Genomic DNA, 14,569 nt, shown 5'->3' with positions numbered 1-14,569 from the left:
GCCGGAGCACGGCGTGACGGCCAAATAAAACCTTACTCAAATAAGTTTTTCCTGGCAATGGGCAGACAACCTTAATCATCGCAGATCACTCAAATCAGTGCTAAAATGTCATGCGAGTTGCGTGAGTCTTATGTTCGCTGATCGAGGTACCTCAAGTTTGAAGAATCGAACGTTTTTCCTATTGTCCACTATCGTGCTGCTTACGGCTTTTTCGGCTGCAAGTGTTCCGGCACAGAACGGCGGCGGGTCGGCCGTACGCCCGACCCGCAGCGAAACAGCAACCGTGCCCGACGCCGGTGTCGTTACGACCGACCAAATCGAAGACGATTTCTCAGAAGCTCTTTCTGTCATTGAGGCAAACTACTTTGGCGGCAAAAAGCTTAACTACAACGACGTCGTAAAGACAGCTATAGACTCGGCACTCCACACCCTTGATCCTCATTCGAATTATTTTGACGCGAAAGAGAACGAACAGTTTCGCGTTGACCAAAGCTCTCGTTATTTCGGTATCGGAGCAACCATCGGCGACCTCAGCGATGAAAAAGGCAACGTCATCGCTACATACATAAAGGCGACTTTCGACGGTGCTCCCGCAAATCGAGCCGGGCTTCGATACGGCGACAAGATCGTTGAGGTCAATGGCGTTTCAATGCTCGGCAAGCCATATCCCGAAGTGCGGAATGCCCTTCGCGGGCCTCGCGGAACCATTGCCAAAATGGTCGTCGAGCATCTCGCGACGGGGCAACGAGAAACCGTTGAGATCACACGCGATGCGGTCGCTCAGCCGTCAATAAGCGAAGCCTATATGATCCGCCCGGGTGTCGGGTACATGGCTATGCGCGGCGGATTTAACCAAACGACCTATGCGGAGTTCGTTACCGGAATGCGGCGTCTGAAATCTGAAGGTATGCAGCAGCTTATACTCGATCTTCGGGATAATGGCGGCGGACTTGTCGGACAGGCTTTTTACGTCGCTAAGACATTTCTGTCAAGCGGACAAACCATCTTCACGCAAAGGGGCAGGCTCGAGGGAGTTACCGAACCGTATCGTTCAGACAACCGTTTCCCCGAGCGCGTCCCGCTCGTCGTTCTTGTGAACAGAAACACTGCGTCGGCTTCCGAAATACTTTCGGGAGCATTGCAGGATCATGATCGTGCCTTGATCGTCGGCGAGAGTACATTCGGCAAGGGCCTTGTACAAAATCCGTTCCAACTAGATTACGGCTCGATGCTTCTGCTCACGATCGCAAAGTATGAAACGCCGTCAGGCCGCCTGATCCAGCGCGATTATTCGAACGGCGAGCTTTACAATTACTACACCGAGGGCGGCTCGCTTCGTGACGAGAACGATCTGAATAAGCACAGCGGACCTGCGAGCAAAACGGACACAGGACGCAGTGTGTTTAGCGGCGGCGGCATCAATCCCGATGTTGACGTCAAGCCGCAAACGATACCGATCGAACGCGCCAGGATCGAAAATCGTATGGCAAGCCCGATATTTGCCTTTGCGATGAACCTCGTTACAGGCCGCGTCAAAGGGTTTGAGAACTATAAGATCGAAAGGCCTATATTATTCGACTATGACATTAAAAAGACCGATTATCCCGTGACCCAAGGCCTTTACAATGCCTACAAGCAGTTTGCCGCGACCAATTACAAGATCAGCGGAGCCGCTACGGACAGCGAACGCGAATTTGTAGAGCGAATGCTGAGGACGGAGCTCATAACTGCAGCTTTCGGTTCACAAACATCGCAGCAGGTATTCAATGAATACGACACTACGCTTCTTAGGGGTATAGAGCTTCTTCCGCAAGCAAAGGCCCTTGCGATAGAAGCGATGAAGGCCCGGAACACTACGCCGGATCCGGTTAACTAAGCAACTCATTCGATAAAAGACGGCGGCAGTTCTTCGCATGGAGGAACTGCCGCCGAATTCTATTGCTCTGCGCCCTATTGCATTATCCAGCTGAACAGCAAATAGATCAGGTAGCCGACCGCTATCAAGAGGACGATCCCGAAAACAGCTAAGCCGCCAACGAATAACTTGAATTTTTTATAGCGCCCCTCATCCGGCGGCGAAAGTTGATTCTGGGGAAAATATGGCGGCGGTCGATTCATAAAACACTCCTTTTCTGATTAACGCGGCAATGGCCTTTCGATATTGGCAAGGCCGTAGGCGAGCACGGACACAAGCGAAGCGTTCTGCGCGAACTCTTCCGGTATCACCTTATCAAGCGTGTCTGCCGCAGTATGATGATAGTTAAAATAAGTCCGCTCGTCGAACCAAGGTGCAAAACTCGGAACGCCCTGCCTTGTCAAAGGGCTAATATCCGCACCCACGCCGTCGCGCCATTGAGACAGGCCGGCTCCCTGAGCGGACAATACCTTCGAGATCGGCTGAAGGTAAGCGAGAGCATTACGATCGCCGGCAAAAGAGAATCCTAAAGGATGCGAGGCTCCAAGGTCGGCCTCGATCGCGGCAAAGTGGTTGGCGTAGTTGCCTTTCTCGGCCTCGGCATACGCAGCACTGCCGCGTCCGCCGTTCTCTTCGTTCATCCATGCGATCACGCGAATGGTTCGTTTCGGACGAAGGCCGAGGGCTCTTAGCGCCGCCGGAACCGACATTGCGGCGGCAACGCCTGCCGCATCGTCGATGGCGCCACGGCCCGTATCCCACGAATCAAGGTGCCCCGAAACGATCACAATCTCGTCCGATCGTTCGGTACCTTTAAGATCAGCTATCACGTTGTAGCTTTCGACATCGGGAAGCGTTTGCGGCCGAAGTGTCAGATGAACTCGGACCTTTCCCTCCTTTGCCAGCCATGCAAGCGTTTCAGCGTCTTCGAAGCTGACGGCCGCGGCCGGGACCTTCGGAACGCCGTCTTCGTAACCCATTGAACCCGTGTGTGCCAGCCTATTCTGATTCGCACCGGCACTGCGAACCAAAGCTGCAACGGCACCAAGCTTCGCCGCTGCGATCGCACCGGCAAAGCGATACTGAACGGCATCGCCATAGGCAGCGAGGCCAAAGCCGCTGTTCGCCATTGCAGTATCGAATTTGTGGTTGAACAATACGATCTTACCGGCGACGCCACCGCGACCGAGCCGTTCCAGCTCCTCAAAATCCTGTACGACCACGATGTCTGCCGTAACACCTTCGGGCGGCGTCGCCACGCTGCCGCCAAGCGTGGTGAGTACGATATTCTGCGTCGTCGCAGGCGTCATACCGGGCCAAGAGACGATCTCGGCGCGTTCCTCACCCCGAACCCAATGCGGCACCATACATTTCTGCAGCCGGACATCGAGGCCGAGCTTTCGCAGTTCCGCCGCCACATATTCCACAGCCTTTGCGGCCTGAGGCGAACCTGAGAGGCGCGCGCCGATGTTGTTGGAAAGGTATGCGACCTGTCGGTAGCCGTAATCACTTGCGAGTACGTGATCACGAATTCTCTCCATCGCACTAAGCGTGCCGGCTGAATACAACTGAGGCGTCGGCGATGGGGCCTGAGCAAGCAGTGATGAGGTGAGTACGAGCGAAAATACGGCGATCAATACGGTTCTCATTGGACAATCATAATCGCTTGCAATTCTTTCTTGCAATTTCTTATGCGATAATATCGGCGAAGATCATTCTACGAGGTATGCCAATGAAACGATTGTTGATCGCTCTGACCGTGCTTTTCGCAGTGACCGGTCTCGCTCTTGCTCAAGCTCCGTTCACCGTAAAAGACCTTATCGCAATGAAGCGTGTCGCTGACCCGCGCGTTTCGCCTGACGGCAGGACGGTGCTGTACACCGTCGGTGTTGTTGACCTTGCGTCGAACAAAACGCTTACGCAGATATACTCCCGTCCGGTTTCCGGCGGCGCAGAAAGGCAATTGACGAACGACTCAAGCTCATCGAGCCAGCCGCGTTGGTCGCCTGACGGTAAGCGGATCGCTTTCGTTCACGGCGGCCAGATTTGGACTATGGACCCGAACGGTTCCGACCGCCGCCAAGTTACGAGTCTGTCAACAGGTGCCGGCGGGCCGGTTTGGTCCCGCGACGGCAAGCAGATCGCCTTCGGTTCAGACGTTTATCCGGAATGCACTTCTGATGCCTGCAATAAAGCCGAAGCGGAAAAGGCTGAGAACAGCAAGGTCAAAGCCCATGTGACCGAACGCCTTTTGTTCCGTCATTGGGTAGAGTGGCGCGATCGACTGCGTACACATGTTTTTGTCGTCTCATCGAGCGGCGGCATTGCGCGTGATGTAACACCGGGCGACTTCGATGCTCCGCCTTACGGCGCGGCGACGGGCGTCGATTATACGTTCACTCCTGACGGTAGCGGTATCGTATTCTTGCGGAATCCCGATAAGGTTGAGGCCCTTTCAACGAACAGCGACATTTATATCGCATCGCTGTCGAAAGGCGAGGCAAAAAATATAACCGCAGCGAACCACGGCTACGACGCATCGCCGATGTACACGCCGGACGGCAGATATTTGCTCTATCGGTCGCAAGCGACCGCCACTTTCGAGGCTGACCGCTGGCGAATAATGCGTTACGACCCAAAGACCGGTGAAAGTGTTGAACTGACTCGCGGGTTTGACCAGCAAGTTGATGAATTTACCATCTCACCCGACAGTAAAACGGTCTATTTCACAGCGGGTCAACGCGGCAAAGCTCCGATCTTTAGTGTACCCGTTGAACCTGACTTCCGGCTCCGCATCGCCACGCACGTTTCACCGGTGGTGAACAAGATATTTGCCTCATCCCTAAATGTTTCGGGCGACGGCAGTACGATCGTTTTTATTGCAAGCTCGAACGCCGCGCCTGCTGATGTGATGAAGGTTGCGGCCACCGGTTCCGGCCTTGAGGCTTTGACAGCCGCAAACAGGGACGCATTGCAAAAATTCGGCTTAAAGGCAGCCGAAGATGTCGAATGGACAGGTGCGGTCAACCGCAAGATCCATGGCTTTATCCTAAAACCGGCAAATTTTGACGTCTCGAAGAAGTATCCGCTTCTGGTTCTGATCCACGGCGGGCCGCAGGGAGCGTGGAATGATAACTGGGGCTATCGTTGGAATCCGCAGATATTTGCAAATGCGGGTTATGTCGTTTTTATGCCAAATCCGCGAGGTTCGACCGGTTACGGGCAGCAGTTCGTAAACGAGATCACCGGTGATTGGGGCGGTAAAGCGTTCGTTGACATCAGCAATGGTGTAGCGATGGCCGTGAAGCTCCCATTTATCGATAAAGGCCGTATTGGCGCCGCGGGAGCCAGTTACGGCGGCTATATGGTTGATTGGCTGCTCGGCCACAATAACGATCCGCGCTTCAAATATAAGGCGTTTGTATCGCACGCGGGCGTTTATAATCTCGAAAGTATGTCCACTGCGACCGAAGAGCTCTGGTTCGTTAATTGGGAATTCAAAGGTTTTCCGTGGGAGAACCGTGTGAACTACGAACGATGGTCGCCAAGCCGATTCGCAAAGAATTTTGATACGCCGACCCTCGTAACGGCCGGCGAGATCGATTACAGAGTTCCGGTCGATCAGAGCTATCAGCTTTTCACAACGCTGCAATTGCGAAATGTGCCGTCAAAGCTCCTGGTCTTTCCGGATGAAGGCCATTGGATACAGAAGCCGCAGAACTCCGAACTTTGGTACAACAATGTCCTTAATTGGTTCAACAAATACCTCAAGTAGGCCTTTATGAGATTTAATAAATTTTTTACGGCGGTACTCTGTACCGCCATTCTGTATATTTTTGCGCTTTCGGTTGGCGGACAAGAACCGGCGAATTTCGACCGGCCGCACGACTTTGATGTTCAGCACTATAAGATAGGCGTGAATTTTGATCGTGCAGCAAAGAAGGTTCTCGGCGATACGACCGTAACGCTGAAACCGACCATCAGCGGCCTTAAGCAGTTCGAGCTTGATGCAGTAGGCTTCGCATTCAGTTCAGTTACGCTTGAGTTGACCGGCAAGCCATTGGCATTTGCCGCGAAGCCGAACTCTGTGGTCGTTACACTCGACCGCGCATATCAGCCTTCCGAAACGATCGCTGTCCGATTCATTTATACAGCAACACCAAAAAAGGGAGTTTATTTTGTAGATGAGGAAAAGGAAGGGCCGCACAAACACTCCGCACAAATATGGACACAGGGTGAGCCTGACGAGGCGCGGCATTGGTTCCCTTCGTTCGATTTTCCCAGTGATAAAGCCACGACCGAAGAGATCATCACGGCAAACTCTGATGAGACGGTTGTCGGGAACGGCGAACTTCTCGGGAAAAGTGATGCGGGCGGCGGCAAGAGTGTATGGCATTTTAAGATGCCCGTTGCCCACTCGACCTATCTTGTCTCATTTGTGATCGGTAAATATGTTCGCATAGACGATAAATTCAAGGACGTGCCGCTCGGGTTTTATGTGTATCCGGAAAAAGAAGCAACCGCACATTTGGCGTTCGATGACACGAAGAAGATGATGGCGGTCTTTGAGAAGGTGACCGGCGTGCCGTTCCCGTACAACAAATACGACCAAACCGTAGTGGCTCAATTCCAATTCGGCGGTATGGAGAATATCACTGCAACCACATTCTCTGACGCTGATATCTTTCTTGCGGATTTTGAATTCGGCCGCTCGCTTACCGTCGATCTTGTATCACACGAACTCGCCCACTCGTGGTTCGGCGACCTTGTAACCTGTAAGAACTGGGCGGAATTGTGGCTTAATGAAGGCTTTGCGACCTATATGGAAGCGGTGTATCGCGAAGAATCGATGGGACGAGACGCTTACCTGACCAAGGTGCGTTCCGATGCAGCGCAGTTCATCGTGAATGACATGGTTACAAAGAGGCGCCACGGCCTTTACAATTTGCGGGCCGGCGAGATGGATAAGTTGTTCGATGTCTCGGCCGTAACATATAACAAAGGCGGCGTTATACTACACATGCTGCGCGAACAGATCGGCACAGAAAACTTTTGGAAGGGCGTCAATGCCTATCTGAACGCCCATAAATTTGGCAGCGTTACCACTCCCGACCTTCGCAAAGCTATGGAGACTGCGTCCGGGCAAGACCTGGGATGGTTCTTCGACCAATGGGTTTACCATTCGGGTGCCCCATATCTGACAGTAACGCCGACCTACACGGCCTCAAAAAAGAAGCTGACATTGAGGGTCGTCCAGACGCAGCAGGCCGATGCGATAGTACCCGCCGTCTTTCGCCTTCCGCTTGATATCGAGATCAAGACAGCCGCGGGAAAGATCGTGATGCCGGTCGAAGTGACAAAACGCATCGATTCATTCACCTTCGATCTTTCCGGTAGGCCGTCTGCCGTCACACTCGACCCGGAAATGAAGGTTCCCGCGACGAACACCAAGGTCCAGAAGATACTTTATCGAAAATAGTTCGCGTCAAAGATAAAAAGGTTCCGCTCTTGCGAACGGAACCTTTGCTCTTTGAGAAGACGGATGTCTGCTTCATACGTTGAAAAAGAAGAGCAGGAAGCACGCTCGAACCACTGCCTTATATCGGCGGATCCGTCTTTGTAACTTCTTTGCCACACCTACGAGGTTAGCTGCCGGGCTAGGAACGAAAGAGTATCCCCGCATCACGCTGATGCCTCGCCCCGTTCCGGAAAATACCGGAAATTGGGTCCCCCGCGTCGGTTCACGATGAACCGGCCTCGGTGATCGACTTTTCAACATGATGATATTAGCACAGAAATATCGCCAACTTCAAGACAAAATATAAATTACGCCGGTTTATACAATTGATACAGCATAAGATACACGATCACGCCCGTGATCGAGACATACATCCATATCGGAAGGACGAACTGCGCGATCTTTTTGTGTCCGGCCAGCCGGCCTTTCAGCGCCCAGTACATAATGAACACTACAAAAGGAGCGACAAGCGCGGCGAGGATCGTATGGGATGTCAATATCGTGAAGTATATCGGCCGTGCAAGCCCTTCGCCCAAGAACTTCGTCGGCCCGAATCCGAAATAATATGTCTTTAGCGTGTGAAGCGTAATGTACGAGACCATGAACAAGGCAGAAACGACCCCGGCTGAGATCATGCATGTCCGATGTGCACCATTGCGGCCTTTTACAATAAAGATAAAGCCGGCGATCAGGAATAATGTGCTGATACAGTTGAGTACAGCGTTTATGTGAGGCAATGTTTCGAGCATCATTTCCAGTATGCAAGAAGGAAAAGCAACACAGCCCAAAGGACGCCCATAAAATGCCAGTACCAGCCGATAACACGAACCATTGCCTGCCGCCTTTCGACCTCGTACGGGCCGTCGACCGGCTTCCATGCCTTGTAAAGAAGGCTTCCCAAAGCCGCCATTCCGCCGGAAACATGGGCAGCATGAACCGCGGTAAGAAGGTAGAAAAAGCCCGAATAAGGATTACCGCTGAGATAGTATCCGCGCTGCATCAGCTCAAACCAAAGCACAAGCTGCGAAGCGATAAAAAGCCCGCCGAGTCCCGCCGTGGCCTTCAGCAGCGTTCTCGCCCGGGCGTGTTCACCTGCGATATAGCGGCGCTCGAACAGAACGTAAGTAATACTGCTTGATAAAATAAGTATTGAGCTGATCCAGACTTGGAACGGCACCGAAAAAGGCTGCCATTCCGCCGCTTTGTTGGTTTCAAGAACGACGTATGCGGCAAAAAGTCCGCCAAAGGTCATTAGGACCACGATAAGAAGAAATCCGGTCAGGATTCGGTAACGCGCGGGGTAGGAGTCACGCATCCACTCATCATTGCCTTCGTCGCCATCAGAGCCGCCTCCGCCGCCTCTTCCTCCGCGGCCGCCGGAACCGCCGTCGCCGGTACCGATCGAAATACCGGATCGTTCCGCAGGATCTTCGGCAAGGGCGATATCGTCAAGTGTATCTACTGTGCCTACATTCATTGCTCTAGTTCTTGTCAGCAACCATCAAAATATAAAGTAGCGGAAGATAAGTTATGGTTACAAAAAAGAGCCTCCGCGCGGCTGCATCCGTTCGCTTCAACGCGGCTCGGATGCTTTCGATAAGGTGCCAAACACCCAGTATCGAGGCACCCATTAAGAAGACCTTGCCCGAAAGCCCTATAAAATACGGCGATAAGCTGATCGGCAAGAGCATTATGGTGAACAGAAGTATCTGCCGGAACGTAAGCCGCCCGCTCGCATCGATCACCGGCAGCATGCGAATGCCGCCCTTGCGGTATTGCTCGCGAAGGTAATAAGCAATTGCGAAAAAATGAGGGAATTGCCAAACTGTCTGCAATGCGAACAATGCCCATGCCGCCATGCTTATTTCATTGGCGGCGGCGGTCCAGCCCATTAGCGGCGGCAAGGCTCCTGAGATCGCCCCGACGGCTGTAGCCGCAGTGGTCCGTGTCTTAAGCGGCGTATAAATGAGTACGTAAACTACAATAACCGCTAATCCAAGTACCGCAGTCAACGTGTTAACAGCAACGAACAGATAAATTTCCGCTGCGGTGCAGTGCAGGATCCCAAAGATCAGGGCTTCAGTGACCGTCAGCCGCCGTGTTGGCAGCGGTCGCCACGCTGTGCGGTCCATAAAACGGTCAATGTCGCGTTCGATGACCTGATTTAGCGATGCAACGCCGAAAAACAGCAGCGTGATCGCGATCATTGCGTTCAGAAACAGAACGATATTGAACGGTGAACTTGAACCCAGATAGAACCCCGCGGCAGTCGTTGCGAGAACGAGCACAGCTACGCGGCCTTTCGTCAGGTCATAAAAAGCACGGAGCTTTGCGCCTAAGCTTGCAGTTCCGATATGACCGGTATTTATATCGACAGATGCCATTCAAAAAAGCGGATCGAACCGTAAGCTATTAGCATACCGTTTAGCCTTTCGTTCTACAAATTTCCGCGGCCGTCGCCGGCGTACGCAAAAGCCGTCTATTTGGTCGTTATGCGGATGACTTTAGCTATCCGGCGTGATAGTCTATCCTCAAGTAAATGGCTGCCGCAGAACAAAAGATCCGGCCCGCCCGGACACCACGAATCACGGTCTCCTTCCTTTTCGAACGTTTTTCCGAATTTATCAGTTCAGTTCGTTTTGGCATCATCCTGCTTTGCCTGCTGGTGCTGTTCTCGATGATCGGGATGCTCATAATGCAGCAGAACGTTGAAGGGTTCGATGCGTTCTATGTTTCCCTTACACCGGCTGAGAAGATCGTATATGGACGGCTCGGCTTTTTTGATATTTACCATAGCTGGTATTTCAATTTCCTCCTGCTGATCCTTTCGCTGAACATCATTCTCGCATCGATCGATCATTTTCCGGCGGCATGGAGCTATATTGTCGATCCTATGCGGACCGCCACACGCAATTGGCTCGATTCGCAGAAGGAACACACGGCGTTCACGGTCAAAGCCGAAAGCATTGATGATATTACCCAACGGGTCAGCAGCGTTTTTTCAAAGACCGGTTTCACGCCGGTGGTATCAGAGACCCAGGACCTGCAATACGGCGTAGATGCTGACGGGAAAAAAGACTTCTCTGTCATTACGGAGCATCGTTCGCACATCGTGTTCGGTCAAAGGGGCAAATGGAATCGGCTTGGGGCATACATTGTGCATACGTTCCTCCTCACGCTGTTTCTCGGCCACTTTGTCGCATTAAGGACCGGATTTGACGCGGACCTGAGGCTCGAGCCTGGGGTCGTTACCGATCAGATCCAAATGATCGAATATAACCTCGATCAGAAATCTCGCTATAACGTACAGCTGCCGTTCAATATCGAGTGTACCGATATCCAGCAAACGCTGATAAATCCGGGCGGAGCGATCGATGTAACAAATACTCTCGACTGGCGTACTCAGATGAAGATCGAAGATCCGCAGTACGGCACCCGCATCGCAAATGTGAGCTTGAATGAGCCTTACACATACAGAGGCTACAGATTCTTTCAGGCTCAAACCATTCCGCTGGGTTCGGCACGCAATGCCACGATAGAATTGACGCCGCAAAAAGGCGGCGAACCGCTGACCATCGACCTCGCACGCGGTGCATCGACGACGCTTGTCGACGGCACAAAGGTGACGTTCAGCGAATTCCAGCCTGACTTTACGTTCGGCTCTGACGGTAAACCCACGACGCGAAGCGGCGATTACAACAATCCTGTTGCGATCCTTACCGTAAAACCTGACGGTCAGCCTGCCCAAAGCGTCTTTGCCTTTGCACAGAAGCTTGGCGACAATGTGCCTGTCGCGGCACCGAAATTGGGTTATAAGTGGCATCTGGCCAATTTTGAAAAAGTTCCCTCAGCACATGTACTCTCTATAAAATACGACCCCTTCGACGGAGCCTTTATCGCATGGTATATCGGCGGTTTCGGGCTTATAGCGGCCTTAGGGTTCGTATTCTTTATCTCGCATCAAAGGCTTTGGGTTCGTATCGAGCCGACCGGCGACGGCCGCTACGAGATCCTTGCTGCGGGTCACACAAATCGAAATCCATTCGGATTTGAGGATAAATTCAAACAATTCGTCGAAGATCTAAGAGGTGAACTAGGATGACCGAATACGCTGAACTTCCCTATGTTCCTGTCAGGGAGTCTGCTACCAAGGTGTTTATGCCCGCACTGATCGTGATCGTGGCGTCGTTTGCGATGCTTGCGCTTCGGATGGAGGTCGGGGCTTCTTTTATTAGTGACGGCGCTCTGATGATGCTTGCTCTTGCTTGCTACATTCTTGCTGCATTGTTCCAATTGACAAATCTTTGGGCACCGTCATCAATGTCGGAGAAGATAGCCTATTGGGGGGCTTGTCTGGGTGTCTTTTTCAATCTTTCAAGCTGGCTCGTCCGCTGGGTAGCATTCTACGAGCACGAGATCGCAATTATGCGCGAGAGCGGAAATCAGGCAACGCCGTGGATCTTCCGCTATATTCCGTTCGCAAATTTGTACGATCTCAGCCTCGCTTTTGCGTTCGGAGCAGGCATTGCAAGCATACTCTTTGCTAAACGCAGGAGTTTTCGGATGATAACGGCGTTCACGCTTCCGCTTGCGGCACTGATCCTCTCGCTTGCACGCTTTATCGGCGGTGAGTTCGTCAATCTGCCGCCGGTACTTGATTCTTATTGGCGGCCGATCCACGTCGGAACGGCATCATTGAGCTATGGCGTCGCCCTCGTATGTTTTGCGGTAGCGGTCATTTATCTGCTTAAGGACGGCGTCAAGGTCGAGGCAATGGCCATTTGGTCGAGCCTTTTTGCCTTTAGCGTAATTGCGACGGTCAGCAAATTCTCAGTTTTCTCGGCATTGGTTTATCGGGCAGGCCTCTTTGTTCAGACCAATGACGGAGCAAAGCCGTTCACGGCGCCGTTCCGGCTTGACCTTCCGTACGCAGGGCCTGCACTGGCTCTTGCAGGGGCCTTGCTCGCGGGTGTTATCGTTGCATATTCGATCTACATTTTCAGGAACAGTATCGCCGCGCAAAAGATCGGCCGCATACTTCTCATAGCGGCGTTTGCGATGCAGATCGTCTCACTTGGCATCGTTATCAGCGGCATCAAGACCACCGACGGCGTTTACAGCAAGCTTCAAACGCAGCTTGCGGCTGACCCGTATCAAATGACCGTCGCGGGAATGGCACTGGCCGAGAACCAGCAAATGACCGCTCAGGAGCTTTCTGCGCTCACGGCAACGCAATACGATCAGATGGCGAAGAACTATTTGCAGCGCGTCGGTGATCGTCTCTATCTGAGCCTGAATACCAATCCCGTGGAGGTCGCTGCCCTCCTCACGGCGATCGTCGGAACATTCTTTGTCATTCTGTTCGGGATCAAGACGGAGAAACTCCGGGCGCACCTTCCGAGTCTTGACGCTCTGGACAGCCTTATGTACAAAACCGGCTGCCTCGCGTTCGCGGGACTTGCGATGTTGCTGATCACAGGGGCAATATGGGCGAACGAATCATGGGGCCGGCCGTGGGGGTTTGACTCGAAAGAGACCGGTGCACTTGTGGCGTGGCTGACCTATGCGGGATTTATTCACGCACGCATTTCGCGCGGCTGGAAAGGCAGGCCGTCGGCGTATTTTGCGATCGCCGGCTTCCTGTTTGTGATCTTTACTTATCTCGGCGTGAGCTACTTATTGAAGGGGCTGCACAGCTATGTCTAGGGCGTGTCGATCGCGAATTTGTCTATCGTAAAAAGCGAATAGGTTGCCGATCGGCCGTCCTTTAACACGACAACAAGGTTCGAGCCTTCGATAGTAACTTTCTCGATCTCGGTCATAGGACGATCGATCTTTCGGCCGTCCTTGAACACTACCAAGAGCCTGATCTGCATAAGCGGGTCAGGCTTTTTCTTGTCAACGGGCGGGTTTTCACGCACAGCAGCCGCGGCCTTTTCGCCCTTTCGCTGTTCTTTGCGTGGCGGGCTATCAACCGGCTTCTTCGGAGCGGCCTTAGACTCTCCCTTCTTCACGGTCTCGGACGTACTATCTTTTTTAACAGACGGCCGCGATCCTGCCGACGAAACGATCTTCGACTTTTGTGCGATCACGAGTGAAGGCGTTGGACGCGCAGCCGCTTCATCCTTTTTCGGCGATAGCTCATTTACTGTTTCAGGCTTTTTCCGTTCGATGATCGTACCAACAGAATTCACCTTTGTATCAGTTTCCTGTGTTGAAGCAACTCTCGGCGCTTCCGCTGCCGCTGCTGATCGTGCTGCGACAAAACCACCGCCAAATTTGATCTGAAACGTTGCCGGATCGTCACCCGGAGGGCGGCCTTGGATGCGCAGTAGCAGATTCTCGGGCTTTCGGAGATAGATCAGCTTTCCGGTTTCATTCACCTGACCGTCCGAATAAATTACGATCTTTGCAAGCGGCTGCATTCCCTCGGCAATAAAAATGTCTATATCACCGTCAAAATGCTTTGTAATGACACTGACGAACATATCGCCGCGGTCGCCGCCGAAGGCGAAGTAATATGTCGTCAGCCGAGCATCGCCGATATCACGCGGCTTGACCGTTCCGGAAACGGCATTGGTTTCAAGCGGAGTAGGAAAATTGACATCGCTCGATTGACCCACAGCAGTGATGCTTGCTGCGAAGGAGAAAATGCAGATGAATATTGATCTTAACGACATTTACGCGAGGTCTTTGCGAAAATGCACAAGGCGCGCCGATTCATGATATCCGAGGCGTATATGTGCGGCGATACTATCCTCATTACCAAGTTCCGTATCAGAAGCCATCTCGATGCAGCCGGAATCATGAGCCCATTGCTCTGCATTCGCAACAAGTATCCGGCCAACGCCGGTTCGCCTAAATTCCGGCTCAACATACCAACCCTCAAGATAGCCGACGTGATCCGTTTCGCAGTCTTCGGCGAAATTACGGATCGATGCCTCTAAAAAGCCGATAAGTCGATCGCCCTCCGCCGCAACCAGTACGAGCTGCGTTTCCGGATGCCCGCTGATCTCAGCCATTTCCGCGCGATGCTCCGCTTCGGGCGTCTGATCCCAAAGCAGCATCCTGAGCCGCAGCCAGTCACTCGCATCTTCAGCCTTAGCAGGCCTTATAACGACCTCAAGTGGTGCCAT

At 52.7% G+C, this 14,569-nt stretch carries 12 protein-coding genes; 5 read left to right on the top strand and 7 right to left on the bottom strand.

Going from position 1 to position 14,569, the window contains the following annotated elements; all coding sequences use genetic code 11:
- The first annotated feature begins 157 nt into the window (after nt 1-157).
- Nucleotides 158-1,876 carry a S41 family peptidase gene (locus HS105_07310; GenBank protein ID MBE7516398.1) on the top strand — a complete coding sequence of 573 codons (1,719 nt, stop codon included), beginning with the start codon at nt 158-160 and terminating at the stop codon, nt 1,874-1,876.
- A gap of 74 nt (nt 1,877-1,950) precedes the next feature.
- On the opposite strand, the gene HS105_07305 is transcribed toward HS105_07310, so the two are convergent.
- The gene (locus tag HS105_07305; GenBank protein ID MBE7516397.1) at nt 1,951-2,118 is read right to left on the bottom strand and encodes a hypothetical protein; all 168 of its coding nucleotides are present in this window, start codon (nt 2,116-2,118) and stop codon (nt 1,951-1,953) included.
- 18 nt (nt 2,119-2,136) lie between these two features.
- Nucleotides 2,137-3,564 (bottom strand): M20/M25/M40 family metallo-hydrolase, encoded by a 1,428-nt coding sequence (locus tag HS105_07300; GenBank protein ID MBE7516396.1) that lies wholly within the window; start codon nt 3,562-3,564, stop codon nt 2,137-2,139.
- A gap of 77 nt (nt 3,565-3,641) precedes the next feature.
- Between HS105_07300 and HS105_07295 the strand changes: the two genes are divergently transcribed.
- Both HS105_07295 and HS105_07290 read left to right on the top strand, forming a co-directional pair.
- Nucleotides 3,642-5,690: a S9 family peptidase gene (locus HS105_07295; protein ID MBE7516395.1), complete on the top strand. Its 2,049-nt coding sequence runs from the start codon at nt 3,642-3,644 to the stop codon at nt 5,688-5,690.
- Between the two features lie 6 nt (nt 5,691-5,696).
- A complete protein-coding gene (locus HS105_07290) occupies nt 5,697-7,394 on the top strand; it encodes a hypothetical protein (protein MBE7516394.1) in 1,698 nt (565 codons plus the stop codon).
- Between the two features lie 347 nt (nt 7,395-7,741).
- On the opposite strand, the gene HS105_07285 is transcribed toward HS105_07290, so the two are convergent.
- From HS105_07285 to cyoE, 3 genes are read right to left on the bottom strand one after another with little or no spacing between them, the layout of a single operon-like run.
- Entirely contained in the window at nt 7,742-8,185 is a 444-nt protein-coding gene (locus tag HS105_07285) for a DUF420 domain-containing protein (protein ID MBE7516393.1), read from the bottom strand.
- Nucleotides 8,182-8,910: a cytochrome c oxidase subunit 3 gene (locus HS105_07280; protein MBE7516392.1), complete on the bottom strand. Its 729-nt coding sequence runs from the start codon at nt 8,908-8,910 to the stop codon at nt 8,182-8,184. Before HS105_07280 ends, HS105_07285 begins: the two co-directional genes overlap by 4 nt.
- Before the next feature lie 4 nt (nt 8,911-8,914).
- Nucleotides 8,915-9,817 (bottom strand): protoheme IX farnesyltransferase, encoded by a 903-nt coding sequence (cyoE, locus tag HS105_07275; GenBank protein ID MBE7516391.1) that lies wholly within the window; start codon nt 9,815-9,817, stop codon nt 8,915-8,917.
- 155 nt (nt 9,818-9,972) lie between these two features.
- Here cyoE and HS105_07270 point away from each other — a divergent pair, with 155 nt between their 5' ends.
- Complete coding sequence (locus HS105_07270; protein ID MBE7516390.1) at nt 9,973-11,535, top strand: cytochrome c biogenesis protein ResB; 1,563 nt, start codon at nt 9,973-9,975, stop codon at nt 11,533-11,535.
- Nucleotides 11,532-13,139: a cytochrome c biogenesis protein CcsA gene (gene ccsA / locus HS105_07265; protein MBE7516389.1), complete on the top strand. Its 1,608-nt coding sequence runs from the start codon at nt 11,532-11,534 to the stop codon at nt 13,137-13,139. The genes HS105_07270 and ccsA overlap by 4 nt, the downstream gene beginning before the upstream one ends.
- Here ccsA and HS105_07260 read toward each other — a convergent pair.
- Nucleotides 13,136-14,113 (bottom strand): hypothetical protein, encoded by a 978-nt coding sequence (locus HS105_07260; protein ID MBE7516388.1) that lies wholly within the window; start codon nt 14,111-14,113, stop codon nt 13,136-13,138. The two genes, ccsA and HS105_07260, sit on opposite strands and share 4 nt — an antisense overlap.
- Nucleotides 14,114-14,569, bottom strand: coding sequence for a GNAT family N-acetyltransferase (locus tag HS105_07255; GenBank protein MBE7516387.1), 456 nt, complete (start codon nt 14,567-14,569; stop codon nt 14,114-14,116). It abuts the gene before it with no gap.

The sequence above is a fragment of the Chloracidobacterium sp. genome (genome assembly GCA_015075585.1).
Classification (GTDB): domain Bacteria; phylum Acidobacteriota; class Blastocatellia; order Pyrinomonadales; family Pyrinomonadaceae; genus OLB17.
This window is presented reverse-complemented; position numbering and strand designations above follow the sequence as displayed.